The organism is Halorubrum sp. SD612, assembly GCF_002135005.1.
Window position 1 is genome coordinate 17,119 of the sequence record NZ_NEWI01000001.1, and the last position, 25,034, is coordinate 42,152.

Genomic DNA, 25,034 nt, shown 5'->3' on the forward strand with positions numbered 1-25,034 from the left:
CCTCCGGATAGGTGACCTCGGCCTCCAGTACAGTTCACTGTCAGTAGGGATGGAACTACTAATGTACTATGTCACCGTCATTCGTCTTTAGCTAAGCGAAGAACCGCGTGACAGCAGCGGCTTATCGAGGCTACTTTTTGAGAGGAATGAGGAGGCGGCAAGTGTGCACCAAGACGCCTCCTCATCAAGAATCATGCGTCGGCTTACTACACTGTTTCCCTCTGAGTTCCTCGAAGAGCACGCCGAGGAACTCGGCGTGGTCGAGCGTGAGGGCAAACTTCAGGTTCCCGTCCTCGTATGGGCGCTCGTGTTCGGCTTCGCCGCAGGCGAGAGCCGAACACTCGCTGGGTTCAGACGTAGCTACAACTCCACAGCCGATGAGACGATCTCTCCTGGTGGCTTCTATCACCGGTTGACGCCGTCACTTACAGAGTATCTCCGCGACCTCGTCGAGCGTGGTCTCGACGAGGTCGCTGTTCCCGACGCTATTGACGCTGATATCGACCGATTTAGGGACGTGATGATCGCTGATGGAACGGTGTTGCGGTTACACGAGTTCCTTTCCGATGAGTTCCAAGCTCGCCACGAGGAGCAGGCTGGAGCGAAGCTCCACCTGCTCCACAATGCCACCGATCAGACGATTGAACGGATTGACGTGACCGATGAAAAAGCGCACGACAGCACGTTGTTCAAGACGGGATCGTGGCTGCATGGACGGCTAGTTTTGTTCGACCTAGCGTACTTCAAGTACCGCCGCTTTGCGCTGATCGACGAGAACGACGGCTACTTTGTGAGCCGGTTGAAGCAGAACGCGAACCCGGTGATAACAGAGGAGTTACGGGAATGGCGCGGGCGCGCCATTCCCTTAGAAGGGGAGAAGATCCACGACGTGGTCGGTGATCTCTCGCGGGAGTACATTGACGTAGAGGTCGAAGCGGAGTTCAAGCGGGGTCAGTACGAGGGAACACGGTCGCTAGACACGAAGCGGTTCCGCGTCGTCGGCGTCCGAGACGAGGACGCCGACGACTACCATCTGTACATCACAAATCTACCGAGAGAAGAGTTTCTCCCGGCAGATCTAGGGACGCTGTATCGGTGTCGATGGGAGGTAGAAACGCTATTTCGTGAGTTGAAGACGCAATACGAACTAGATGAGTTCGACACGAGCAACCCTGTTGTGGTGGAGATTTTGCTGTATGCGGCGTTGCTGTCGCTGCTAGTGAGCCGTGAGTTGTTGGATCTGGTCTCCGAGCAGGCTGACGACGAGATCGTGTTTCCACCGGAACGCTGGGCGGCGACCTTCCGGTCGCACGCCCAGCTCATTCTTCACGAACTCGGTGAGTTCCTCGACTACTCACCACCGCCGCTGTTGGAGCGGCTGATCGAAGACGCACAGAAGATCCACCAGCAACGACCGATCTTACAAGAGACGCTCGCTACCGCTACTCAACCAAGGTGTGAGGCTTAGCTAAAGACGAATGCCTTCAGGGCCTACCGCTCTCTCCCGTGGACAACCCCTTTTTATCAAAGACAGTAGCGAGGGCGGAACCGTCATCAACCCTGATCGACGCCTCTCGATATGGCCGCAGCCACACAGAACGATCACCTCCAAGACGGAAATACAGAACCAAACAACGACTTCTGGCGGCACACCTTCGAGCAGTTCATCGCAGACCTTCCTGAAGCGGCGTTTGTCGTCGACGACGCCGGCGACATCACCCAGTGGAATACAGCAACAGCTGACCTCCTCGGCCTCCCCGCAAGCGAAGCCGTCGGGATGAACGCATACGACGTGTTCGGCACCGAGGGCGAAGATGAGACTCTCGCGGAAGAGGTCGTCCGCACGGGAACACCCATCCGCGAAGAGAAGTTCCGATCTGCCGAACGACCAGACGGCACGAAAGCACACGCCCGCGCGATCGGGACCCCGATCCAGACACCCACTGGCGAGGTCGTTGGGGCTGTCGAGCTGCTCTTCGATGTCACCACCGTCGTCGAACAGCGGGAGACGCTCACTGACCTCCAGGAAGAACTCTCGAACAACGTCGAGACCTCGATGGAACAGCTGGGCGAGTCAACCACCGAGGTCGCGAACCGCTCAAATGAGATCACCCAGCTCGTCGACGAGCAAGCAGCCAAACTCGAAAATACCCAAGGCGACGTTTCCGGATTCAGCGCCACCGTCGAGGAGATCGCTTCCAGCGCCGAGGAAGTGAGCAACCAGAGCGCCGAATCGAGAGCACTCGCCGAAGAGTCCGTCGACACCGCAGGCGAGGTCATCGACCAAGTGGACGACACAGCCGAGAAGTCAGCTACTGTCGCCGGCGACGTCGCGGACCTCAAAGACGAAATCGAAGAGGTCGAAGAACTCGTCGGCGTGATCAACGATATCGCCGAGCAGACGAATATGCTCGCGTTGAACGCCAACATCGAGGCGGCACGCAGCAACAGCGACGGCTTCGCGGTCGTCGCCGACGAGGTGAAGAACCTCGCGAACCGCTCCCAGAAGCAAGCTGATGAAATCGAAGATATCGTCGCGAGGATCAAGGAGAAGGCTTCCAAAACCACCGCCGAAGTGGACGCAGCCAACGACGAGATCCAGTCTGCGAGAGACGACATCCAAGGCGTCCTCGAAAACCAGAAGCAAATTCTCACCGCAGTTGAGCAGACCGAGAGTGGGATCAGCGAGATTGCCGCTGCGACAGACGAACAGGCGAGCGTGGCCGAAGAGATATCGAGTGCCGTCGACGACGTCTCCGAGCGGGCCACCGTCGTGAGCGAGGAAATCGCAGAGATCGCGGCAGAAAACGAGAGCCAGACAGAGATGGTCTCCCGACTGACCCGGCAGGTCGAACAGATTGACCGGGAGCTCGCAGAGGCAATGAGCACGTCTGTTTGAGAAGCTCCCACTCTACAGACGGACGAGTACACCCCACCCCAGGTTTCCGCTCCAAATCCCCAGAATATCGATAGTTCAAGCCATCTCCCGCAGTCGTCTCTTCAGAGTCCACACACAGGGACCCCTAGTTTGGAGTGAGTTCCCCAGAAGACAAGGGACGACCTAACCACGGTCAGAAGCCCGAGAGACTGGCGAGTCAAAGCACGATGTATATAAAGAAGCTATAACGCTAACTTCTTGTTAGGTCTAATAGACAATTACAGTAGCTTATTCTCTACTTTTGTTGTTTGTTTATTGCCTTTACCATTACTTATATATTATAGTATAGTAGTAGTAGTGTAGAATATCTCGAGACGAACCGGTGGTTAGATTCTAGATCCTTTTAGTCTGTCTCTCCGTGGAAAAGGCAGTTTGAGACAACCTAGACAAGGCAGGAAGCGGAAGGTAACCCCAAATCGAACCCACGCCACAGACTGCTTCGTCTGGAATTTCTCGGTTCCATTGCGCCACCAATCCTCTTGACACACTCACTCCAAACCGGGGGTCCCCCCCCCTGTGTCAATTTCTTGACACACTCACTCCAAACCAGGGGTCCCCTGTACCAGATCTCCAAGGGACTCACTCAAAACTGGGGGTGGGGTGAGACACTTCTCACTCAAAACTGGGGGTGTAGACCAAATTCTCATCCACGGCAAAACCCGAGCAGAAACCCATACACTCGACAAACTCACTCCAAATCAGGGGCAGCAGATTTATCATCCCCGCGCACAAGCCCAAACCATGGGCGACACAGGCGAAAGCGGGTTCTCGGTCGACCAGGTGATCGGGAACTCACCACGAATCTTCCAAAACAAGTCCCTCGTCTCGGTCGGTACTGTCCCCGACGAAGGCCGAATCGTCGGGCGGCAAGAGGAGATCACGAACGTCGCACTCAGCCTCGAGGATATCATCTATAACGACGTGCCAGACAATATCCAAATCTACGGGAAGACGGGCACCGGGAAGAGCCTCGTCTCACGGCACGTCTCCTCTAAAATCGCCGAACGCGCCGAAGAAAACGGCGTCCACGCGACCAACGTCTACGTCGACTGCAACGCGAACAACACGATCACCCGCGCTTCACGAACACTGTATTTCTCGGTTTTCGACGAGCTAGACGAAAAATACGGGATCAAAGCCCAACCTAGCATCTCTCCTCCACCGAAGCGTGGCGTAGGCTGGAAAACATACACCGAGGAACTCTGGGATATTGTCGACGACTACTACGACGGGCTCGTTATCATCCTCGACGAGATCGATCTGCTTGAAGACTTCAACAACCTGCTCCATGCTCTCTCGCGCGCCCGTGAAAACGACGAGATAGAGACCTACATCTCTATCGTGCTCATCAGCAACAAGACGACACAGTTCCGAAACAAGGTCAACCAGCGCGTCAAAAGCTCGATGGGCGGGTCTGAATTCGTGTTCTCGGCGTACAACGCTGACCAGCTGGAGGATATCCTCGAGAATCGTCGCGATGCCTTCGAGGAAGGCGTCCTCGGTGACAACACGATCGGAAGAGCAGCAGAGCTCGCAGCCGACGAACACGGCGACGCCCGAAAGGCGATCGAGTTGCTGAACAAGGCTGGGATGATGGCGCGGCGAAATATGGACGAGACCGTCACAGAAGACCACGTCACCGAGGCAAGAGACCTCGTTGAAGCGGATCTCCTCTCGAAAAGCATCAGCACACTCCCAGACCAGGCGAAACTCGTCTTGTATACGCTGACGAAGCGGCTTAACGGAAGAGGTGACACCGTCTCAACGTCGCAAGTTTATGACCGCTACCAGACTGTCGCGAAAGACGTCGAGTCGAACGTCCTCGGGTACCAGCGTGTCTCTGACCTCCTCGATGAATTGGAATTCCTCGGCGTAACAATGAGCGAACGAAAGGGCCGCGGCGACAGACGTGGAATCAAAAAGGATCACGAGCTGAACCATCGCCCCGCGATCGTGCTGGCGGCGACACTGGCAGAAGACCCACGGCTCCAAGATTTGGAAAGTGTCTCCTCCCCGGAAGACATCCTCCAGTGAGATTCTGAGACTCAACCGCGCAGGGTTCGAGAAATCACTGTAATTTTTGGATGATATATATACAAACATATATAAAATATAATACTATATTTGGGTGGACTGGTGTCGAGAACTGAGCTCATTAATACCCGGCTCTATTGGTAGATCGCGATGTGACCGGCTCGCTTCTCGGCAACCGCCGAAGCTAGAGAATTAGAGTTTTCTCGCTCAAAATTAACCAGCCAACATATGTGATTCTACGTCTAGGTAGTCAGATCGATAATATCAGCTGTCTCGAATCGCTCCTATAGTAGACGTTAGAAATAGTTGCTCACTTTTGGGATAGAGATTTGGTCAAGAGCACTGTCGATCGCTGTTGTCAGCTCGTCGAGTGAGTCGAAGAAACGGTTGCTGAGCGCTGCTTGAAGTTGTCTCCAGCATTCCTCAACTGGGTTCAGCTCCGGTGAATACGATGGGAGCGTCACAAACGCGAGGTCGTCACGGGCCGCGAGGTCCGTGACGGCCGATGCCTGAAAATACGGTGCGCCATCGAGGACAACAATTAGATCGTCTTCAAATTCTTCACATAGTGCTAAAATGAAATGTTTTGCGTGATCGGCGGTGATGTACTCTGTAAGTCGAGAGAAAAAGCGATCGCCGTCCTCGGTGATCGCGCCTAACAAGCACGTCCAGTCCCGTTGACCGGATAATTCGACCGAGGGCCGCGTGCCGCGCGGAAACCACGCGGCACGCGGCTCGACTTGGACGGATTTCTTGGTTTGATCGATACAGACTACTGTGGCGTCCATCTCTCGCCGCTTTTTTTGATCTCGTCGTGAAACGCTTCTTGCTCGTCTTCGTCGGATTCAGCGGCTGAACGGCGTGGTTTTTGATAACTCAATCCCGCTTCTTTCAACAACCGCCGACAGCTTGGGATTGAGTAGTCGACGCCGTACGTTTCTTCAAGATATTCTTGTGCGAGCGCCGGCGTCCACGCCGGCGCGTTAACGCCGATCTCTTCGGGTGATTCGTGGACTGTTTGTTCAAACTCTTGTTGCTGTGTTTCTGAGAGTTTTCGTCTTCGACCAGATCGGTGAGCATCTGTAACAGCTTGTTCAAGCGGTTCGTCGGTATCGAGTCGGTTGAGCCAGTTATAGATCGTTTTTCGCTCTGTGTCGTACCACTCGGCAAGTTCGGTTTGCGTGACGCCGTTTTTATACGCGATCGCAGCTAACAGCCGTTGAGTCGGCTTGTTTCCATCAACATTGTTAAGCGCCTCTTGGAGCTCTTCGACGGAGATCTTGTTGAGGTGATCCATTACAGACAATATATTTCTTTGAGTAAAAAGTTCTATCGACTACTATAGGAGACACCCAGTCGGCGGAGTAGCACGCGCCAGGAGATGTCTCGTGCCCGCTATTCACCCATTGAGTCGTGATTTCGAAGCGTCCACTCGTCGATCACATCATCAACTGTACGGGCTGTTGTGACCAATTTGCCTACTTCGCGCTCAATGGAGTCTTCAACTGTGTAGACGACAAAAAAGTAGAGATAGCTTGCTGTATCAGACCAGTTGTCAGCCCATCCGTCTTTAGTTAAGCGAGAAACCGCGTGATAGCGGCGGCTTATCAAGGCATCTTTCGGAAGGAATGAGGAAGTCCAGTCTGTGTACGACAAGGACTCCTCATCTCGGATCATGCGTCGGCTCACTACACCATTCGTCTTCAGTTAAGCCTGATAGTAATATACCCTCTCAGATTATGCTTGTTGGTATTAAATATAGGAGAACTCACGGATGAGACACCAGCACCATTGAGAACAATCGATAACCAATCACGCTCTTCAGTAGACTGGCGGAACCAGGAGCATTAGTGCCTCTGGCCCGGCAAAAGCGGGTATGCATGAAGACCGTCCTGCCTTCGGCCAGAGGCTATCGGAACTTGCGGAACTTGGGGTAATAGAATTTCGGGCCGAGCCGCTCGACGCCATCGTCGAGCGGCGTCTCAAGACGATCTGGGAAGAACGCTCCTGTCCACACTGCGGCGCAGACAACCTCCACGCTCTCAACGGCTCTGACCGTATCTGGTGTGGCCGCTGTGACTGGAAAACCACGTACACGCGAGGGACACCCTTCTACGATTCGGAACTCACCCCAGGTGAGTTCCTCATCGCCTTCATCCTCTACGCTGACACACTCCTCAGCATTACCCAAATCGCTGAACTCCTCTCACCGTGTTACACGACGCTTCACGACCAGCTCAGAGAGTTTGAAACCGCGTTCTGTCGGGGATTTCCGACTGTCTGGGAGCGTAATGACTGAGAAAAGGTTTGAAAGCTAATCGGCAAAAGAGGATTGAAGCTCTAAGAGATCCGTACACCAAGTGTACGGCAATCTAATCGTGTTTTCATATTCATCGTAGTTTCACTCGATTAATTTGGTGGGGTCCGAATTCATCGGTTACACACCTGAGAAAGACGGTTTTCGTGATGAGTATATAAACGACGGTTGGATGGTTTCACACTATCTGTAAAGTGAGGGTAGAAGCTGTCTATCGCTAGATCTCTGCGCTCGTTTACAGAGCTGATCTAACTCATTATATCTCCCAGACAGTCGATGGGCCAACACAGGTCGATGAAACACAGCAGGTGTGTTCGGGCTTCAAAAGCCAAGATCCGCCGCGGGAGGGACTCAACCGCGGCGGGTCGCCCGAGGGTGGACGTACCCGCTGGACAGGGAATCAGGGTGACGAACTGACGCTCGTCGCGGCGTGCCGCGACGTGCTTCGCGTGGTCTCAGCTCAGGAAGGAAGCGACTATGAAGATGATCTTGGGCCAGTTATCGAGGAAGCAGACGACCTCTCCCAGCCGCTGGGAGAGGTCTGGACCGATGGACTGCCAGCTTACCGAGGCATGGAGCACGATCACCAATACGTTGTCCACGACGAGAGGTACGTCTCCGACAAAGGCGTCCACACGAACCAGGTAGAGTGCCTCTGGTCACTGCTCCAACCGTGGTTGGCGAAGTTCCGCGGCCTGTCCAAGCAGGGCTTGGAACAGGCCGCTCGGACCTACGGCTTCCTCCGGTCACTGAACCTTACTGGGGCACCGATCCACAGTCTCGTGGACTGTATCGCTGTCAATGTATTCCGCTAGTTCCGCCAGTCTACCGAAGAGCGACAGACCCAGACCGCATCGACCGACGACCGCTCGCCGACCGACGGCCGCTCGCCCACCACGACGACCGGCGAGACCGTCGAGCAGACCCGCGACGAGTGGACCGACTACGAGTTCCGCGGCGACGCGAAGCTGGCCGTCGAGGACCTCGACGTTCACTACGGCGACGACCACGCGCTGAAGGGCGTCTCGATGGAGATCCCCGAGAAGAGCGTCACCGCCCTGATCGGCCCCTCGGGCTGCGGGAAGTCGACGTACCTCCGGTGTCTCAACCGGATGAACGATCGGGTCAGCTCCGCCCGGATCGACGGCTCGGTGAAGCTCGACGGGCAAGAGATCTACCGGGACGGGGTCAACCTCGTGGAGCTGCGTAAGCGGGTCGGAATGGTGTTCCAGTCGCCGAACCCCTTCCCCAAGACGATCCGCGAGAACATCGCCTACGGGCCAAAGAAGCACGGCGACCCCGACACGGGCCTCCTCGCCCGCCTGCTGAACCGGAGCGACGCCGACGAGCGCGACGCGCTCGTCGAGCGGTGCCTCCGCGACGCGGCGCTATGGGACGAGGTGAGCGACCGGCTCGACGACAACGCGCTCGGGCTCTCGGGCGGCCAGCAACAGCGGCTCTGTATCGCCCGCTGCCTCTCGGTCGACCCGGAGGTCATCCTGATGGACGAGCCGGCGTCCGCCTTGGACCCCATCGCCACGGCGAAGATAGAGGACCTGATCGACGACCTCGCGGAGGAGTACACCGTCGTCATCGTCACGCACAACATGCAGCAGGCGGCCCGGATATCGGACCAGACCGCCGTCTTCCTCACGGGCGGCGAACTCGTCGAGTACGGCGACACCGATCAGGTGTTCGAGGACCCACACAGCGAGCGCGTCGAGGACTACATCACCGGCAAGTTCGGGTGATCCCATGCCCCGAGAACAGTACCAGGACTCGCTCGACGAGCTCCGGGCGGACGTGCTCGCCATGGGGGATCAGGTGATAGGGCAGGTCGAACGGAGCCTCGACGCCGCGGCGCGCCGCGACGAGTCGCTGGCGCAGAAAGTGGTCGACGCCGACGCCGCGGTCAACGAGACGTACCTGCGCTTGGAGGACCGGTGCGTGGACCTGTTCGCGCTCCAGCAGCCGGTCGCGGGCGACCTCCGGTTCGTCACCGCCTCGTTCAAGATCATCACCGACCTCGAACGCATCGGCGACCTCGCGGTCAACCTGGCGGACTACCTCCGGACCGCGACGCGGACGCTCTCGCCGGAGGTTCAGCTCGACGCCATCGGCGAGGCGGCGCGCGACCTCCTCGAACGGAGCCTCGCCGCGTACGAAGCCGAGGACGCGGCCGCGTGCCGCGCGGTCGCGGCCGACGACGACGAGGTCGACGCGCTCTGCCAGCGGGCGAGCGAGAGCGTCACCCGCGATCTGATCGCCGGGACCGACGGGGACGGCTGGGAGGCCGAACGGCTGTTGGACGACGTATCGCGGGTGCTGTTGACGATCCGAGACCTCGAACGGATCGCGGATCACGCCGTGAACATCGCGGCGCGGACGCTGTACATGATCGAAAACGACCCGGAGCTGCTCTACTGAGATGGAGTCGAGAAAGGTCCAAACCGTGGGGAACGGGACGTACACGGTCTCGCTCCCGAAGGACTGGGCGGAGTCGCAGGGCGTCGCGTCCGGCGACACCGTGACGCTCCACGACCACATCGACGGCGTGTTGGCGGTCCAGACCGGGAACGGCGGCGACGGCGACCCGCCCGTCGCCCGGATCGAGTCGGCCGACCCGGAGGTAATCGAGCGGGCGCTGCGGGCGGCCTACGCCGCTGGCGCGCGCGAGGTCACGCTCGAACGGGACGAGCCGCTCACCCCGGACCAGCGGCGCGTCGTCGAGCGGGTCGCCCGCAACCGGATCGGGATGTCGGTGGCCGCGGAGTCGGAGACCGCGACGACGGTTCAGATCATGCTGGACTCGACGGAGGTCTCCGTGAGTCAGTCGCTCCGACAGCTGGCGTTCACGGTCCGCTCGATACACGGCGACGCGGTCGAGGCGCTGGCGACGCCGCCCGACTCGTCGCCGATCGGCTCCCGCGACAAACAGGTCGACCGCCTCGCGTCGATGATCGACCGGTCCGTCTCCCGCGGCATGGCCGACCTCGGGGAGGTCGACGCGCTCGGCACGACCCGCCCGGAGCTGTTCGAGTCGTGGACGGCGATGCGGGAGCTGTGCCGCTTCCGCGACGCGGCGGCGGACATCGGGAGCGCCGCGGCGGCCCTCGACGACCCGCCGTCGGCCGCGCGACTGGCGGCGTGTCGCGACTTCGGTCGCACGGTCCGAGAGGTCGTCTCCGACGGGGTGAGCGTCGCCCTCGGCGACGAGGGCGCCGACGTCGCTCGGAGCGCGGTCGGTGAGCTGCGCCGGGCTCGCGACGACATCGACGCGCTCGATCGGGAACTGGACGAGGCGGGCGCGGGGGCGGCGGAGCTCCGCCGCGTCGCGCGCGCGCTGCGGCGAACCGCGGAGTGCGGGGGCGACGTGGCGGAGATCGGGCTGCGTCGCGCGGTCCGCTGCCGCGAAACGATACGCGACCGCGACCCGGGACGGATGAACGAGTAGATGTCGGGTCCCGCCCAGACCCGCCAAGCGCAACGCCTGTAAGCGCGGGGGGAGAGGAGACTCGTATGACCGTTTGCGAAGCGCCGGGGAAGGTGTACCTCTTCGGCGAACACGCCGTCGTCTACGGCGAGCCGGCCGTGCCCGCGGCGATCGAGCGGCGCGCCACGGTGACCGCCGAGCCGCGCGAGGACGACCACGTGCGCGTCGAGGCCGAGGACCTCTCTCTGAACGGGTTCACCGTGGAGTACGCGGGTGGGACGAGCGACCGGCCCGACGTCGACGTGCCGACGCCGCTCGTCGAGGCCGCGATGGGGTACGTCGACGCGGCCGTCGAGCAGGCGCGCGAGGCGGCCGACGCGCCCGACGCCGGCTTCGACATCACCGTCGAGAGCGACATCCCCCTCGGCGCGGGGCTCGGGTCGTCGGCGGCCGTGGTCGTGGCCGGTATCGACGCCGCGACGCGCGCGCTCGGGGAGCCGCTCGACCGCCGAGAGCTGGCCGAGCGGGCGTATCGGGCCGAGTTCGAGGTCCAGGACGGGCAGGCCTCCAGAGCGGACACCTTCTGCTCGACGATGGGCGGCGCGGTGCGGGTCGAGGGCGACGACTGCGAGCCGATCGACGCGCCGAACCTTCCGTTCGTCGTCGGGTTCGACGGCGGCGCGGGCGATACCGGCGAGCTGGTCGCCGGTGTCCGCGAACTGCGGGCGGAACACGAGTTCGCCGCCGACACGGTCGAATCGATCGGCGACCTCGTCCGGACGGGCGAGGAACTGCTCGCGGATGCCGACCCCGAGAGCGACCCCGACCCGGCGCTGCTCGCGGAACTCGGCGAGCTGATGGACTTCAACCACGGACTGTTAGCGGCTCTCGGCGTCTCCGCCCGGTCGCTCGACGCCATGGTGTGGGCCGCGCGGGACGCGGGCGCGCACGGTGCGAAGCTCACCGGTGCGGGCGGCGGCGGCTGTATCGTCGCGCTCGACGAAAGCGACGCGACGGAGACCGCGCTCTCGTTCACGCAGGGCTGCGAGGAGGCGTTCCGCGCCGAGCTGGCGACCGAGGGCGTCCGGGTGGTGGAGCCGTGACGGGGGGCGAAGCCGTCAGTAACAACGACGCCGGCGGAGAGTCCGCTCCCCCCGTCGTCCTCAAGCTCGGCGGGAGTCTGATCACGGAGAAGAACGAGCCCGAAACCCTCGACGAGGCGGCGCTCCACGCGGCCTGCGACGCCGTCGCGGACGCCCTCGCGGCGGGTACGGCCGACCGGCTCGTCGTCGTCCACGGCGGCGGGAGCTTCGGCCACTACCACGCCAGCGAGCACGGCGTCTCGACGACCGACGGGACGCGGGACGCCGAGGCGGCGGCCGCGATTCACGGGGCGATGAAGCGGCTGAACGCGCACGTGTTGGAACGACTCCGCGAGCACGGGGTCCCGGCGGTGCCGGTTCACCCGCTGTCGCTCGCGGCGCGGGCCGGCGGCGCGGACGGCGGGCTCGACCTCCCGCTCGGGTCGACGGCGACGCTGCTCGGCGAGGGGTTCGTTCCGGTCCTCCATGGCGACGGCGTGGCGACGGCGGGCGACGGGGTGACGGTCGTCTCGGGTGACGAGCTGGTCGTCGAGCTCGCGTCCGGACTTGGCGCACGCCGCGTTGGGGTCTGCTCGACGGTGCCCGGCGTCCTCGACGTCGACGGCGACGTGATCCCAGCGATCGACGACTTCGGGTCGGTCGCGGACGCCCTCGGCGCGAGCGACGCGACGGACGTCTCCGGCGGGATGGCGGCGAAGGTGCGCGAGCTGCTCGCGCTGGACGCGCCGGCGTACGTGTTCGGCGCAGAGGGGCTGGTCCCGTTCCTGCGCGGCGAGGGCGCGGGGACCCGGATCGATTGAGCGGGTGACCGCGGGCGCGTCGCAAACGGTGGCGCGCCCCCGTACAGAACCCTTATTCGACCCACGGCCCTCCTCCCCGGCATGAACGAATCGGACGTACGGGAGCGGCTCGCGGAGGTGCGGGACCTCGACCTCGGCGGCGACATCGTCTCGCTCGGGCTGGTGAACGGCGTCGACGTCGACGAGGCGGACGGCACGGTCCACGTGTCGCTCGCGCTCGGCGCCCCCTTCTCGCCGACCGAGTCGGCCATCGCCGACGACGTGCGCGAGGCGCTCGCCGACACCGGGCTCGACGTCGAGCTGTCGGCGTCGATCCCGGACGACCTCTCGACCGAGGAGCAGGTCCTCCCCGGCGTACAGAACGTGATCGCGGTCGCCTCCGGGAAGGGCGGGGTCGGGAAGTCGACGATGGCGGTCAACATCGCGGCCGGGCTCTCCAAACTCGGCGCCCGCGTCGGCCTGTTCGACGCCGACGTGTACGGGCCCAACGTCCCGCGGATGGTGTCCGCGGAACAGCGCCCGGAAACCGACGGCGAGACGATCGTGCCACCGGAGCGGTTCGGCGTGAAGCTGATGAGCATGGACTTCCTCACCGGCGAGGACGACCCCGTCATCTGGCGCGGCCCGATGGTCCACAAGATCATCACCCAACTCGTCGAGGACGTGGAGTGGGGCGAGCTCGACTACCTCGTGATGGACCTCCCGCCGGGCACCGGCGACACACAGCTCACGATCCTCCAGACGCTCCCGCTGACGGGGGCCGTGATCGTCACCACGCCGCAGGACGTGGCGCTCGACGACGCGGTGAAGGGGCTCCGGATGTTCGGTAAACACGACACGAACGTCCTCGGTATCGCGGAGAACATGGCCGGCTTCCGCTGCCCGGACTGCGGCGGCTTCCACGAGATATTCGGCTCCGGCGGCGGGAAGGCGCTCGCCGCGGACCACGACCTGCCCTTCCTCGGCGGCGTCCCGCTCGACCCCGCGGTCCGGACGGGCGGCGACGACGGCGAGCCCGTCGTCTTGGAGGACGGCGAGACCGCAGACGCGTTCAAGCTGCTCGTCGAGAACGTCGCGAACAACGCCGGGGTCGTCCGCCGCCGCGGGGTGAGCGGCGAGCGATGACCGACGCGGACGACGGCGCGGGGGCCGGCGACGAAACCGGGGCGACCGGCGACGACCCGGAGGACCCCCTCGCGGCCGCGGGCGTCGACCCGGTGGTACCGGACGAGGCGTCGGGCGCGGAGATCCCGGCTGACGCGGAGGTGCGGGAGTTCCTCCGCGAGGTGGCGGCGGACGTACGCGCGGAGAGCTCGGAGAGCAAGCAGCTCTCGGCGATCCTCTACCGGGTGTCGGACTTATACGACGAGGAGGAGGAGACGTCGCCGGAGGAGATCTACCTCAACGTCCGGCACATCATGCGTATCAAGGCGGAGGGCGGGCTGCGTCGCTGAGGCCGCCGGAGCGGACGGCAGTCACGTCGCCGGGCGGGGTCAGTCGTCCGCGTCGGCCGCCGGGGCGGAGTCGATCGGGCTATCGTCCAGCGGCGTCGCGTCGTCGACGACGCGCGCGAGTCCGAGGCGCTCGGCCGTCTCCGGCGTCGGGAGCCCCCGTTCGCCCCACCCGCGTGCCGCGTAGTACCGGTCGAGCAGGCGCTCGAACGCGTCGACGTCGACGCCCGGCGTCCCGTCGGCCGCGTCGGTGCGGAGCGGCTCAGGGAGCGCGTCGTCCGCGCGGTCGAATCCCTCTCGGGCGTTGAACAGTCGGGTGAGCGTCCAGATGCGCTCGCCGGTCGTCGCGAGCGCGGCGGGGGAGGGATCCGGTCGGCCAGCGTCCCCTGCGTCCCCGCGTTCCGACTCGTCGCGGTGCGGGCCGCCGCAGTCGTCGACCGCCGGGTGCTCGATCGCCGCGAGCCACTCCGCGCCGAGGTCGGCACAGACCGCCTCGCCGACGAAGTCGTCGACGACGAGGCTCCACAGGACCGAGCGCGCGTTCTGCTCCCCGACCACGTCGCGCACCCGGTCGGCGAGGGAGCGGTCGGGACGTGCCAGCGGCTCGCGCTCCTGCGGTCGCGCGCGCCGGTGACACGCGCCGCGGTCGCTCGTCGCGTACGCGAGCGCGACGCCGACCGCCGCGCGCGGGTCGAAGCCGGGCAGCGCCATCGACTTCACCGTCGGCACAAGCGCGTCGCCGCCGAATTGGGCCACCGCGGCGTCGACCCCGTCGGCGAGGGCGTCCGGGAGGTCCGGGTCCACGTCGAGATCGGCCGGGGGGTCGCGGGCCGCGATCGCCTTCAGCAGGTGCTCTGCGCCAGCGGCGTCACCGAAGTCGACCGGGCAGTCGACGACCCCAGCCCGCCCGGCGCGGATCGCCCAGGCGACCGCGCTGCCCGCGCCGATCACGTCGAGGCCGAGACGGTCGCAGACCCCGCAGAGCTCCGCGACGCGGTCGAAGTCGTCGATCCCGAGGCCGGCGCCGAGCGTGATCGGGGCCGCGCCGCGCGGGATCACTTCGCCGTCGGGCGTGTCGATCCGGAATCCGCCGGGGACGCCCGCCGGTCCGCTCTCGGCGCCCTCTCGGCCGTCACCGTCACGGCCGGCACTGACGGCTTCGCGTCCGGCCGCGCGCTCCGCCGCGGCCTCGACGCCGATGTCGTCGACCCCGTCGAAGCCGGTCTCCGTCCATCCCTCGGCCGCGAGGATCCCGACCTCGTCCGCGTAGTCGACCGTCTCGATCGTCTCGCCGGCCGCCTGCCACTCGCCGGTCGGCCGCCGCCCGTACGTCTCGGCGTCGCGGTCGCGGCGGGCGGCGAGGTCGTCCGGGACCGCCGGCGGGGAGTCGCGGGCGACGACGGCCTTCAGCCGCTTCGCGCCCATCACCGCGCCGGCGCCGCCGCGCCCGGCGTGGTGGTCGCCGCCGTCGCTCGCGATCGTCGCGTACGCCGCCTCGCGCTCGCCGGCCGGGCCGACGCAGGCGACGCCGGCGTCCGGGAACCGCTCGGCGGTCTCGGCGGCGTCGTCGCCCCACGCGTCGGTCGGCTTGACCCGGGCGCGACCCCCCTCGACCTCGATCCGGACCGGTCTGTCGGCGGTCCCGGTCACGAGCAGGCCGATGCAGTCGTCGAGCGACCCCGCGAGCCGGACGGCGAAGTCGCCGCCGGCGTACGAGTCGAGGAACCCGCCGGTGAGCGGCGACTTCGTCACTGCGGCGTACCGGGTCTCTCCCGGTAGGAAGCCCGCGAGCGGCCCGACGAGGAACGCGAGGAGATTCTCCGGCCCCGTCGGGTCCGTTCCCGGCGAGAGTTCCTCGTAGAGGTAGCGCGCTCCGATCCCCTTCCCGCCAACGAAGTCGCGTCGCCAGTCCCGCGGGACCCGTTCGCTGGTAGTCTCGCGCGTCGAGAGGTCCACGCGAATGACTCGGGTGCGGTTTCGGCGCATCCGGTTGACCTGCGTGGCGGAGTCGTATCAATTTGTCCGCCGTCGCGACGCCGCCGGTCGGCCGCCCGTCCGACCGCCAGAGTGAGGTCCGATGCGACTGAACGCCCCGGCATGGACCTGACGACCGCGCTCGACGCCCGCGACGCGACCGTTTGCGTCGTCGGCGCGGGCGGCAAGAAGTCGACGCTGTTCGCGCTCGCCGACCGGCTCGACCGGCCGGTCGTGACCGCGAGCGTCCGAATACCGATCTTCGACGACCGGGTCGCCGCGGTGCGCGTGACCGCGGACCCGGTGGCCGCGCTCGGCGAGGCGGGACCCGACGAGTGGCCGCTCGGGCTGGTCCCCGAGCGCGACCGGTCGGACCGGTACCTCGGGTACGACACGGAGACCGTCGCCGAGATCGCCGACGCCGCGCCCGGCGCGACGCTCGTGAAGGCGGACGGGGCGCGCCTCCGCGAGTTCAAGGCGCCGGGCGACCGCGAGCCGCAGATCCCGTCGAACGCGGACATCGTCGCCCCGATCGCGAGCGCGCACGTCGTCGGCGAACCGCTCACGGAGGAGCACGTCCACCGCCCCGAGGAGGTCGCCGCGATCACGGGCCGCGAGATCGGCGACGAGATCCGCCCGGCCGACGTCGCGACGGTCCTCGCGAGTCCCGCGGGCGGGCTGAAGGGGGTCCCCGGCGACGCGACCGCGATCCCGGTCGTGAACAAGGTCGACGACGAGGCGGACGCCGCCGCGGCCCGGGCGCTCGCCGGGGAGATCCTCATGCGCGCGAACGTGCCGCGCGTCGTTCTCACGCGCCTGACCGCGGACGATCCGGTCGTCGAAGTCGTGGAGTAGCGGCGGCGGCGGTCTGGCCGTGCTCGGCCCGGTTCCGTCAGACCGGTTCCTCCAGTATCGTCTCATCCCCGTGCTGGACGACGGCGCGCTCCGGGACGGGAGTCTCCGTGAACGCGACGGCGACTGAGTGCGCGTGGGGCTCAGCGACGTCCGAGCAGCGGCCGACGTCCGAGTCGGGGTCGTCCTCGGAGACGATCCGGAGGCGGAGCGTCCCGTCGTCGAGCGCCGCCTCGAACAGCGTGACGCGTTCACAGCGGCGGGGGCCGTCGAGGAGCGCTCCCGCCACGACCAGCCGCGGCGTATCTTCGTCGAGGCGCCGGCGAACCTCGGCGACGTCGATTTCCGCCGGGTCATCGCTCCACGGCGGGGTGGGACACCCTGCGAGCGCGGCGGTCGAGACGGCGGCCGCGGACGCGAGGAGGGCTCTGCGTCGCATGCCCGGAGCGACGCGGAGGGCCGTGAAGTGTTTCCGTGGTCGGGGGTGGGGTCGAGCGGCTCGGGAGGAGTGGCCGCCGCCACCGCCGCATCCGAAACCACTATCCCCGATCCGGCGAACTTCCGGGTATGGACTGGCCACACGACCCCGACGGCGAGCAGGGGAGCGAGGGCATGCGGCAGTACGGCCACGCCGTGCTCGCGAAGAAGGTCAACGAGGATGAGGACTTTCCGCTGACCGCCGCGGAGTACGTCGAGCAGTACGGCGACCACCCGATCCGGATCGACTACGAGACGGTCGTCTCGGTCGAGGAGATATTCGAGAACGTCGAGCAGGAGGAGTTCGCGGACTTCGTCGAGTTCCACCAGGAGCTCGGCCGCGCGATGCGGGAGAACGGATACTGGTTCTACGAGGGCGCCGACCAGTTCGTGGACGGCAGCGCCTGACTGCTCGAACACTCGTTCCGGCGTCGTTCTCTTTCCCGAAGCCTCGGCTGTTCTGCGATACGTCGTCGCCACCGCGAGGAGCACTTCCGAAGCCCCAGCCGCAAGGCGGGCGCACGCTCGCTGTGCGCTTCGGTCGCTCGCGCTGCTCTCCCTCCAGTGCTCGCGCCACCTGCGCCCGCCTCGCGACTGCCCCTTCGAGTCCCGTCCTGCACCGCGACCGCACCTCACACCTTCCCAGCCTCGTCGACCGGCCGGAGCAACGCGGAGGGCGGTCGACTCCAGCGAGGGACCGAAGGTCCCTCTGGCAGCCGGCGCGTAGCGCCGGCGACCTCGCGCGTGCGACTCGCGCCCTTCGGGCGCTCGTCGGCACGCGCCACCGCGGTTCGTTCGTATCGCTTGGCCGGCCCTCGACTCTTTTAAGAACGCGGGGGGCGAGCGAGCCACCATGGACCACGAGCGGATCGCCGTCCTCGCCCACGAGAAGTTCCCCGACCGCGCGAAGACCGCGCTCGGCGTGCTGCGCTACGGCGACCAAGACGTCCGGGCCGTCCTCGACCGCGACCGCGCCGGCGACCGCGTGAGCGATCACGTCGCGGACGTGGGGGACGCGCCGATCGTCGCGTCGTTCGAGGAGGCGCACGCGGCGGCCGACGGCGACCTCGACGCCTTGTACATCGGAATCGCGCCGATCGGCGGCGGCTTCGACGAGTCGTGGCGGTCGGACGTCGAGGCCGCGATCGAGGCGGGCTGTGACGTGGTGAGCGGTCTCCACTACTTCCTGAACGAGGACGAGGGGCTGGCCGCGCTCGCGGACGACCACGGTGTCGACCTCGTCGACGTGCGCGAGCCGGACGACGACCTCACGGTCGCGACGGGCGCGTCCGGCGACGTGGACGCCGACGTGCTGCTCACTGTCGGGACCGACTGCTCGGTCGGGAAGATGACCGCCTCGCTGGAGATCGTCGCGGCCGCCCGCGAGCGCGGCATCGACGCCGCGTTCGTCCCGACCGGCCAGACCGGGATCATGATCGCCGGCTGGGGGAACCCGATCGACCGCGTCGTCTCCGACTTCGCCGCCGGCGCGGTCGAGGACATGCTCGCCGAGGTCGGCGACGACCACGACCTCCTCGTCGTCGAGGGGCAGGGGAGCATCGTCCACCCCGCCTACTCGGCGGTCACCTGCGGCATCCTCCACGGGTCGATGGCCGACGGGCTCGTCCTCTGTCACGCCGCGGGCCGCGAGGTCGTCCACGGTTACGAGGAGTTCGCCCTCCCGCCGCTCGTCGACTACGTCGACCTCTACCAGGACTTGGCGGCACCCGTCCACGAGGCGAGCGTCGTCGCGGGGGCGGTGAACACGAAGGACATCGACGAGGACGAGGCGGCCGCCGAGGCGGTCGCCGCGTTCGCCGACGAGACCGGGGTTCCCGCGATCGACCCGGTACGCCACGGCGCGGACGCCGTCGTCGACGCCGCCCTCGACGCCGGACTGGGCGCGGTCGACGCCGCGGACGCCGACTCGGAGGTCGACGGGGAGGAAGCGGCCGAATGAGCCTCGACACCGAGTTCGAGCGGGTGTCGCTGCCGCTCAAGAACGCGTTCACCATCTCGCGGGGGACGCAGACGGCGGCCGAGAACGTGGTCGTCCGCGTGACGGACGACGCGGGGATGACCGGGGTCGGCGGCGCGGCGCCGTCGACCCACTACGGCGAGACGGCCGACACGGTCGCGGCGGTCATGCCGGACCTCCTCGACGCCGTCGAGCGCGTCGGCGACCCCCACGCAGTCCGCGAGATCGAGACCGAGCTGCGGGCGGTCGTGAACGGGAACCCCGCCGCCCGCTGTGCCGTCTCGATCGCTGTCCACGACCTCGCCGCGAAGCGGCTCGGCGTCCCCCTCCACCGCCTGTGGGGGCTCGACCCGAGCGACGCGCCGAAGACGTCGTTCACCGTCGGACTCGACGAGACCGACCGCGTCCGCGAGAAGGCCGCCGACGCCGTCGCGGCGGGCCACGACGTGTTGAAGCTTAAGCTCGGGACCGACCGCGACCGCGAGCTGGTCGACGCCGTCCGCGAGGCGGCGCCCGACGCGCGGCTCCGGGTCGACGCGAACGAGGCGTGGACGCCGAAGGAGGCGGTCGCGAAGAGCGCGTGGCTCGCCGACCGCGACGTGGAGTTCGTCGAGCAGCCCGTCTCGGCCGACGACCCCGAGGGGCTCCGGTACGTCTACGAGCGGTCGGAACTCCCGATCGCCGCCGACGAGTCCTGCGTGACCGCGGCGGACGTGCCCGCGATCGCCGACCGCTGCGACATCGCGAACCTGAAGCTGATGAAGGCCGGGAGCCTGTCCGAGGCCCGGCGGGTGATCGCCGCCGCGCGAGCGCACGGGCTGGAGGTGATGTGCGGCTGTATGATCGAGTCGAACGCCTCCATCGCGGCCGCCGCGCAGCTCGCGCCCCTCCTCGATTACGCCGATATCGACGGGTCGCTGCTGCTCGACGACGACCCGTACGAGGGTATCGACCTCCCGGACGGTGAGATCCGGCTCGCCGATCAGGACCGCGCGGGGACCGGCGCGCGCCCGGCGTCGGAGTGAACCGAGTCTGAGGCGGGGACGAGAGGGACGGGGACCGCGGGGACCGAGCGCAGATCTGCTGGGGACCTCAGTTCCGCTTCTCGTCGGCTTGAGACTCCGACTCCTCTAGCTCAACGTCGAGCTCCTCGTCGAGGTCGGCGTTCGCATCACCGTCAAGATCGCTCTCTAAGTCGTCGGCGTCGATCTCCGACTCGATGTCCTCCAGTTCGGCGTCGACGTCCTCGTCGCTGACGGCGGCGTCGCCGTTCGACGACTCGCCCTTGCCGAGCTCGCCCTTCAGCGTCTCCAGCTCGGCGTCGACCTCGCTGTTCGTCGAGAGGCTCTCCAGCTCGCGGTCGATGCTGTCCTTGTCGGAGAGCGCGTCTTCGAACGCGCCGGAGTCCTCCAGCTCGTCCATCGCCTCCGAGCGCGCTTCCATCTCCTCGGTGCGCTCCTCGGCGCGCTCGATGGAGCGGCTCACGTCCTCCATCTCGTCGCCGACGCCCGTCATCGCCTCGGAGACGCGGGTGGACGCCTCGGCCGCCTCGTAGCGGGCCTTCATCGTCTCCTTCTTGGTGCGGAACTCCTCGATGCGGTTCTGGAGCTTGTTCTTCTTCTCGACGAGCTGCTCTTGGGTGTTGTTCAGGTCGGCGATCTGCCCTTCGAGCTCCTCGATCTGGGTCATCTTCGACTTCTTCTTCTCGAGGGCCTTGCGCGCGAGGTCGTCGCGGTCCTGCTGGACCGCCTCGCGAGCCTGTCGGTTGTGCTTCTCGACGTTCTCCTCGAGCTTGCGCTTCTGGATCTCCAGGCGCTTCTTCTGGGTCGTCAGGTCGGCGATCCCCTGTTTGACATCTTGGAGTTCGTCGCGCATCTGTTCGTACGAGTAGTCGAGCGATTCCGTCGGGTCCTCCGCCCGGTTGAGGAGGGCGTTCACCTTCGAGCGGACGACGTAGGAGGCGCGCGAGAGGATTCCCATACCACATCGTACGCGTTCCACCCGTTAAAACCTCATGCGGTTCGCGGCGCCAACGCGGGCAACGCGCCGGAGACACCGCCGTCGTCGTCGCCGACGCGCGTCGGCCGCGGCGGCCGAGCGCCCCCGCGGCGGCGCTTCCTGAACACTTATTCGTGACGTTCGTGTAGCCTCGGCCATGGACATCGGCGTGTTGACGGTTCCACTGGGCGGCGAACCGCTCGACGACGCGGCCGCGTACCTCGACGGCATCGGCGTCGACGCCGTCGAACTCGGTGTCGGCGGCTGGCCCGGCGAGGACCACGTCGACCGCGAAGCGCTCCTCGACGACCCGGCCGGGAGAGAGGAGCTGCTCTCGCTGCTCGACGACCGCGGGCTGCGGATCTCGGCGCTGGCGACGCACAACAACCCGCTCCACCCCAGCGAGGAGCGGGCCGCGGCGGCCGACCGCGAGCTGCGCGAGGCGATCGAGTTAGCCGACCTGCTCGGCGTCGACACGGTCACCTGTTTCTCCGGGCTCCCGGCGGGCGCGCCCGGCGACTCAACGCCGAACTGGGTCACGGCGCCGTGGCCGACCGAACACGCCGACGCGCTCGACTACCAGTGGGACGAGGTCGCGATCCCGTACTGGCGCGACGTGGCGGCCCACGCCGACCACCACGGGGTCGACGTGGCTATCGAGATGCACCCGAACATGCTGGTCTACGAGCCGACCGGACTGGTCGCGCTGCGGGAGGCGACGAACGACCGGATCGGCGCCAACTTCGATCCCTCGCACCTCTACTGGCAGGGGATCGACGTGACGGAGGCGATCCGGTTCCTCGGCGAGCGCGACGCGATCCACCACGTCCACGCGAAGGACACGAAGGTGTACGAGGCCGAGAGCCGCGTGAAGGGCGTGCTCGACACGACGAGCTACGCCGACACCGCAGACCGCTCGTGGCTGTTCCGTTCGATCGGCTACGGCCACGGCGAGGAACACTGGAAGGACGTGGTCTCGACGCTCCGGCTGGTCGACTACGAGGGCGCGCTCTCCATCGAACACGAGGACGCGCTCACCTCCTCGCGCGAGGGATTAGAGAAGGCGGTCGACGTGTTGGACCGGGCGGTGTTCGAGACGGAACCGGGCGACGCGTACTGGGCGGAGTGAGGCGGGGGAGGATCCGATGACACGAGAACCACTGAAGATCGGCGTACTGGGGTATCGCTTCATGGGCAGGGCGCACGCGAACGCCATGGCGCGGCTCCCGATGTTCTTTCCGGACGCGCCCGAAATCGAGCGGCACACGCTCGTCGGGCGCGACGAGGCGGCGCTCGCGGACGCGGCCGACCGGTTCGGCTTCGCGCACACCGCGACCGACTGGGAGGCTGCGATAGACGAGGTGGACGTCTTCTACAACCTCGGACCGAACCACGTCCACGCCGAGCCGTCGATCGCGGCCCTTGAGGCCGGGGTGCCGGTGCTCTGTGAGAAGCCGCTCGCGCCGACGCTGGAGGAGGCGGCAGCGATGCGCGACGCGGCGGCCGCGACCGACGTGACCAGCGGCACCGCGTTCAACTATCGGTTCGTCCCCGCGATCCGCCACGCGAAGCGGCTGATCGAGGACGGCGCGCTGGGCGAGATCCGGCAGGTCCGCGGGCGCTACCTCCAGGACTGGCTCGTCGACCCCGAGGCGCCGTGGGCGTGGCGGATGGACGCCGACATGGCGGGATCGGGCGCACTCGGCGACCTCGGCGCGCACACGCTCGACCTCGCGCGGTTTCTCGTCGGCGACCGCGTCGGCGAGTTCGAGCGCGTCGCTGGACAGTTGACGACGTTCGTCGACGAGCGCCCCGTCCACGACGAGGACGGCGGGGTCGCCGAGTACCGCGACGTGACCGTCGACGACGCGTACAGCGCGCAGGTCGAGTACGAGTCGGGCGCGACCGGAACCTTCGAGGCGAGCCAGGTCGCCGAGGGGCACAAGAACGACCACACAATCGCGGTCCACGGGACAAAGGGGAGCCTGAAGTTCTCCTTAGAGCGGCTCAACGAGTTGGAGGTGCTGCGCGAGGGGAACCGCGGCTACGAGACGGTGTTGGTCACCGAGGAGTCGGACCCGTACGTCGACCGTTGGTGGCCCCCCGGCCACGTGATCGGGTGGGAGCACACGTTCGTCCATGAGAACTACGAGTTCCTCTCGGCGGTCGCCGAGGGCGAGTCGTTCGAGCCGTCGTTCGCGGACGGCTACGAGGTCCAGCGCGTGCTCGCGGCGATCGAGCGGGCCGACGAGCGCGGCGAGCGTGTTCCGGTCGAGTGAGAGCTCCGCCTCCGCGTTGAGCGCGACCTCGACACCGAACCGACCTCAGACTCCGACGCCGCCGCCCGGCGTGCTGCCGCCGTTCTCCTCGCTCCACTCCTCTATCGCGGAGTCCTCGCCGTTGTACCTTCCGAGCGTCTCCCGGGTGTCGAACGCGACCGGCTCCCAGACGACCTCGAAGTTCTCGCTGCCGGTCGCGTTCGGGACTGGGACCCGATCGCCCGGCCGGACGACGCCGTCGCCGGGCCACGCGCCGAACTGGACGTTCCCGTCCGGGTCCTCGCCGCGGACGTACAGCTCCTCGGCCGGGACCGGCTCGGGCCCGAGCGCGACGACGACGAGCTCGCCGCCCTCCTGTCGCCCCTCGAACTCGGCGTCGGGCGGGGCGACGCCGTCGATGAGGCCGAACACCGCCGCGCCGACGATGGCGAGCAGCAGCACGACGACCCCGACGAGCAGTCCGGTCCCCGCCAGCGGGGTGAACCCTCGCTCGTCGTCTCGGAACGCCACCATTCGGCTGTCACTCCGACACCGCCGATATAAGGGTTTGCGCACCGCGTATCAGCCCTGATAAGAATGAGGCGGTGTGGGGCCCGGCTCGGGACGGACGCGTGGCTGAACCAGCCACCGACGCGGGGTCGAACTGCCCACCGACTCGGGATCGAACCGGAAACGGGTTATTCCGCGCGGCCGAACTCCGACCGTGACGACTCGGATGAGCGACTCGGCGGGCGGACGCCCCCGCGGTCCGCGAGGGATCGCGCGCACCTGGGTCGAGGTCCTCGTTCGCCCGCGGCGGGCGTTCGCGAACGGGATTACGCCCGGGGACCAGGCTCCGGCGCTGACGTTCGCAGTCGCGGTCGCCGCCGCGTTCACGCTCGGCCTGATCGCGACCGACTCCGGAGCGGTGCCCGTCGTCGTCCCCTCCTCGCGGCTCCTCTCGGACCTCGTCGTCTTCCTCGTCGCGGTCGCGCTGGCGGCGCCGGTCGGCCTCCACCTGACCGCCGCGGTCGCGACCGTCTCCGTCGTGGTCGCGAGCGTCGAGGTCGCCGACGGGAGCTTCTCGCTGCGCGACCGCGGCGGCGTGAGCGAGACGGTCCAGGTCGTCGCGTACGCGAGTTCGCCGATGGCGCTGGCCGGCCCGGCGATACCCGAACTCAGAGTCCTCTGCGGCGCGTACGCGGCGGTGCTGCTGTTCGTCGGGTTCCGCGCGGTTCACGGGCTGGGCGCGGTCCGGACGGTTGCGGCCGCGATCCCGCCCGCCGCGCTCGGGTACGGCGTCGGCTACCGCGTCGTGGCGGCGGGACGGACGCTGCTCGGCGCCTGACGCGTCGGGCCGTCGCGGCGGGACGACCGCGAACCCGCCGCGCTCCGATCGAGTCGCCGAGCCGGCTTTCGAC

Annotated in this window: 21 protein-coding genes and 3 pseudogenes; 19 read left to right on the forward strand and 5 right to left on the reverse strand. The window is 66.3% G+C overall.

Going from position 1 to position 25,034, the window contains the following annotated elements:
- Positions 1-193 precede the first annotated feature (193 nt).
- From B9G38_RS00065 to B9G38_RS00075, 3 genes are all read left to right on the forward strand, one after another.
- Positions 194-1,468, forward strand: a complete 1,275-nt coding sequence (locus B9G38_RS00065) for an IS4 family transposase (RefSeq protein ID WP_086219112.1) — start codon at positions 194-196, stop codon at positions 1,466-1,468.
- Between the two features lie 111 nt (positions 1,469-1,579).
- Entirely contained in the window at positions 1,580-2,899 is a 1,320-nt protein-coding gene (locus tag B9G38_RS00070) for a methyl-accepting chemotaxis protein (protein ID WP_086219075.1), read from the forward strand.
- A 780-nt stretch (positions 2,900-3,679) separates the two neighbouring features.
- Positions 3,680-4,972: a Cdc6/Cdc18 family protein gene (locus B9G38_RS00075; protein ID WP_086219076.1), complete on the forward strand. Its 1,293-nt coding sequence runs from the start codon at positions 3,680-3,682 to the stop codon at positions 4,970-4,972.
- Between the two features lie 296 nt (positions 4,973-5,268).
- On the opposite strand, the gene B9G38_RS00080 is transcribed toward B9G38_RS00075, so the two are convergent.
- Positions 5,269-6,269, reverse strand: a protein-coding gene (locus tag B9G38_RS00080) for an IS630 family transposase (protein WP_143415329.1) whose coding sequence is annotated in 2 segments (ribosomal slippage) — positions 5,269-5,777 and positions 5,777-6,269 — 1,002 coding nt in all. Because the reading frame shifts where the segments join, the coding sequence is not laid out codon by codon here.
- A gap of 579 nt (positions 6,270-6,848) precedes the next feature.
- Between B9G38_RS00080 and B9G38_RS00085 the strand changes: the two are divergent.
- The 9 genes and pseudogenes from B9G38_RS00085 to B9G38_RS00125 form a co-directional block, all read left to right on the forward strand.
- A pseudogene (locus B9G38_RS00085) lies at positions 6,849-7,262 on the forward strand (IS1595 family transposase); the annotation flags it as partial.
- Positions 7,263-7,552: 290 nt separating this feature from the next.
- Positions 7,553-8,104 (forward strand): annotated as a pseudogene (locus tag B9G38_RS00090) (IS1595 family transposase); the annotation flags it as partial.
- A gap of 33 nt (positions 8,105-8,137) precedes the next feature.
- Positions 8,138-9,040 (forward strand): annotated as a pseudogene (gene pstB / locus B9G38_RS00095) (phosphate ABC transporter ATP-binding protein PstB); the annotation flags it as partial.
- 4 nt (positions 9,041-9,044) lie between these two features.
- Positions 9,045-9,716, forward strand: a complete 672-nt coding sequence (phoU, locus tag B9G38_RS00100; RefSeq protein WP_086219077.1) for a phosphate signaling complex protein PhoU — start codon at positions 9,045-9,047, stop codon at positions 9,714-9,716.
- A 1-nt stretch (position 9,717) separates the two neighbouring features.
- Positions 9,718-10,743, forward strand: a complete 1,026-nt coding sequence (locus B9G38_RS00105; RefSeq protein ID WP_086219078.1) for an AbrB/MazE/SpoVT family DNA-binding domain-containing protein — start codon at positions 9,718-9,720, stop codon at positions 10,741-10,743.
- A gap of 65 nt (positions 10,744-10,808) precedes the next feature.
- The gene (mvk, locus tag B9G38_RS00110; RefSeq protein WP_086219079.1) at positions 10,809-11,825 is read left to right on the forward strand and encodes a mevalonate kinase; all 1,017 of its coding nucleotides are present in this window, start codon (positions 10,809-10,811) and stop codon (positions 11,823-11,825) included.
- On the forward strand, positions 11,822-12,625 hold the full coding sequence (locus B9G38_RS00115; protein WP_086219080.1) for an isopentenyl phosphate kinase: 804 nt from the start codon (positions 11,822-11,824) through the stop codon (positions 12,623-12,625). Before mvk ends, B9G38_RS00115 begins: the two co-directional genes overlap by 4 nt.
- A gap of 81 nt (positions 12,626-12,706) precedes the next feature.
- On the forward strand, positions 12,707-13,750 hold the full coding sequence (locus B9G38_RS00120; protein WP_086219081.1) for an Mrp/NBP35 family ATP-binding protein: 1,044 nt from the start codon (positions 12,707-12,709) through the stop codon (positions 13,748-13,750).
- Complete coding sequence (locus tag B9G38_RS00125; protein ID WP_049930761.1) at positions 13,747-14,079, forward strand: hypothetical protein; 333 nt, start codon at positions 13,747-13,749, stop codon at positions 14,077-14,079. The genes B9G38_RS00120 and B9G38_RS00125 overlap by 4 nt, the downstream gene beginning before the upstream one ends.
- Before the next feature lie 39 nt (positions 14,080-14,118).
- On the opposite strand, the gene B9G38_RS00130 is transcribed toward B9G38_RS00125, so the two are convergent.
- Entirely contained in the window at positions 14,119-16,062 is a 1,944-nt protein-coding gene (locus B9G38_RS00130) for an aldehyde ferredoxin oxidoreductase family protein (protein ID WP_086219082.1), read from the reverse strand.
- A gap of 111 nt (positions 16,063-16,173) precedes the next feature.
- Here B9G38_RS00130 and yqeC point away from each other — a divergent pair, with 111 nt between their 5' ends.
- Positions 16,174-16,905 carry a selenium cofactor biosynthesis protein YqeC gene (gene yqeC / locus B9G38_RS00135; protein WP_049930764.1) on the forward strand — a complete coding sequence of 244 codons (732 nt, stop codon included), beginning with the start codon at positions 16,174-16,176 and terminating at the stop codon, positions 16,903-16,905.
- A 37-nt stretch (positions 16,906-16,942) separates the two neighbouring features.
- On the opposite strand, the gene B9G38_RS00140 is transcribed toward yqeC, so the two are convergent.
- Complete coding sequence (locus B9G38_RS00140) at positions 16,943-17,341, reverse strand: hypothetical protein (RefSeq protein ID WP_086219083.1); 399 nt, start codon at positions 17,339-17,341, stop codon at positions 16,943-16,945.
- Between the two features lie 128 nt (positions 17,342-17,469).
- Here B9G38_RS00140 and B9G38_RS00145 point away from each other — a divergent pair, with 128 nt between their 5' ends.
- From B9G38_RS00145 to B9G38_RS00155, 3 genes are all read left to right on the forward strand, one after another.
- Complete coding sequence (locus tag B9G38_RS00145) at positions 17,470-17,787, forward strand: DUF5785 family protein (RefSeq protein ID WP_049930768.1); 318 nt, start codon at positions 17,470-17,472, stop codon at positions 17,785-17,787.
- Positions 17,788-18,232: 445 nt separating this feature from the next.
- Entirely contained in the window at positions 18,233-19,339 is a 1,107-nt protein-coding gene (locus B9G38_RS00150) for a DUF1611 domain-containing protein (RefSeq protein ID WP_086219084.1), read from the forward strand.
- A complete protein-coding gene (locus B9G38_RS00155; RefSeq protein ID WP_086219085.1) occupies positions 19,336-20,382 on the forward strand; it encodes a dipeptide epimerase in 1,047 nt (348 codons plus the stop codon). The genes B9G38_RS00150 and B9G38_RS00155 overlap by 4 nt, the downstream gene beginning before the upstream one ends.
- 67 nt (positions 20,383-20,449) lie before the next feature.
- Here B9G38_RS00155 and B9G38_RS00160 read toward each other — a convergent pair whose 3' ends face one another.
- Entirely contained in the window at positions 20,450-21,337 is an 888-nt protein-coding gene (locus tag B9G38_RS00160) for a PspA/IM30 family protein (RefSeq protein ID WP_049930773.1), read from the reverse strand.
- 175 nt (positions 21,338-21,512) lie between these two features.
- On the opposite strand from B9G38_RS00160, the gene B9G38_RS00165 reads away from it, so the two are divergent.
- Both B9G38_RS00165 and B9G38_RS00170 read left to right on the forward strand, forming a co-directional pair.
- A complete protein-coding gene (locus tag B9G38_RS00165; RefSeq protein ID WP_049930774.1) occupies positions 21,513-22,484 on the forward strand; it encodes a sugar phosphate isomerase/epimerase in 972 nt (323 codons plus the stop codon).
- A 16-nt stretch (positions 22,485-22,500) separates the two neighbouring features.
- The gene (locus tag B9G38_RS00170; protein WP_086219086.1) at positions 22,501-23,634 is read left to right on the forward strand and encodes a Gfo/Idh/MocA family protein; all 1,134 of its coding nucleotides are present in this window, start codon (positions 22,501-22,503) and stop codon (positions 23,632-23,634) included.
- Between the two features lie 45 nt (positions 23,635-23,679).
- Here B9G38_RS00170 and B9G38_RS00175 read toward each other — a convergent pair whose 3' ends face one another.
- A complete protein-coding gene (locus tag B9G38_RS00175) occupies positions 23,680-24,147 on the reverse strand; it encodes a type IV pilin (RefSeq protein ID WP_086219087.1) in 468 nt (155 codons plus the stop codon).
- 202 nt (positions 24,148-24,349) lie between these two features.
- On the opposite strand from B9G38_RS00175, the gene B9G38_RS00180 reads away from it, so the two are divergent.
- Positions 24,350-24,961 (forward strand): YIP1 family protein, encoded by a 612-nt coding sequence (locus B9G38_RS00180; protein ID WP_049930781.1) that lies wholly within the window; start codon positions 24,350-24,352, stop codon positions 24,959-24,961.
- Positions 24,962-25,034 lie beyond the last annotated feature (73 nt).

Coding starts and splice junctions, on each gene's coding strand:
- B9G38_RS00160 (WP_049930773.1), bottom strand. CDS start 21,337: ATGGGAATCCTCTCGCGCGCCTCCTACGTCGTCCGCTCGAAGGTGAAC.
- B9G38_RS00105 (WP_086219078.1), top strand. CDS start 9,718: ATGGAGTCGAGAAAGGTCCAAACCGTGGGGAACGGGACGTACACGGTC.
- B9G38_RS00180 (WP_049930781.1), top strand. CDS start 24,350: ATGAGCGACTCGGCGGGCGGACGCCCCCGCGGTCCGCGAGGGATCGCG.
- B9G38_RS00130 (WP_086219082.1), bottom strand. CDS start 16,062: ATGCGCCGAAACCGCACCCGAGTCATTCGCGTGGACCTCTCGACGCGC.
- B9G38_RS00075 (WP_086219076.1), top strand. CDS start 3,680: ATGGGCGACACAGGCGAAAGCGGGTTCTCGGTCGACCAGGTGATCGGG.
- B9G38_RS00175 (WP_086219087.1), bottom strand. CDS start 24,147: ATGGTGGCGTTCCGAGACGACGAGCGAGGGTTCACCCCGCTGGCGGGG.
- B9G38_RS00170 (WP_086219086.1), top strand. CDS start 22,501: ATGACACGAGAACCACTGAAGATCGGCGTACTGGGGTATCGCTTCATG.
- B9G38_RS00165 (WP_049930774.1), top strand. CDS start 21,513: ATGGACATCGGCGTGTTGACGGTTCCACTGGGCGGCGAACCGCTCGAC.
- B9G38_RS00070 (WP_086219075.1), top strand. CDS start 1,580: ATGGCCGCAGCCACACAGAACGATCACCTCCAAGACGGAAATACAGAA.
- phoU (WP_086219077.1), top strand. CDS start 9,045: ATGCCCCGAGAACAGTACCAGGACTCGCTCGACGAGCTCCGGGCGGAC.
- B9G38_RS00155 (WP_086219085.1), top strand. CDS start 19,336: ATGAGCCTCGACACCGAGTTCGAGCGGGTGTCGCTGCCGCTCAAGAAC.
- B9G38_RS00140 (WP_086219083.1), bottom strand. CDS start 17,341: ATGCGACGCAGAGCCCTCCTCGCGTCCGCGGCCGCCGTCTCGACCGCC.
- B9G38_RS00120 (WP_086219081.1), top strand. CDS start 12,707: ATGAACGAATCGGACGTACGGGAGCGGCTCGCGGAGGTGCGGGACCTC.
- mvk (WP_086219079.1), top strand. CDS start 10,809: ATGACCGTTTGCGAAGCGCCGGGGAAGGTGTACCTCTTCGGCGAACAC.
- B9G38_RS00125 (WP_049930761.1), top strand. CDS start 13,747: ATGACCGACGCGGACGACGGCGCGGGGGCCGGCGACGAAACCGGGGCG.
- B9G38_RS00065 (WP_086219112.1), top strand. CDS start 194: ATGCGTCGGCTTACTACACTGTTTCCCTCTGAGTTCCTCGAAGAGCAC.
- B9G38_RS00145 (WP_049930768.1), top strand. CDS start 17,470: ATGGACTGGCCACACGACCCCGACGGCGAGCAGGGGAGCGAGGGCATG.
- B9G38_RS00150 (WP_086219084.1), top strand. CDS start 18,233: ATGGACCACGAGCGGATCGCCGTCCTCGCCCACGAGAAGTTCCCCGAC.
- yqeC (WP_049930764.1), top strand. CDS start 16,174: ATGGACCTGACGACCGCGCTCGACGCCCGCGACGCGACCGTTTGCGTC.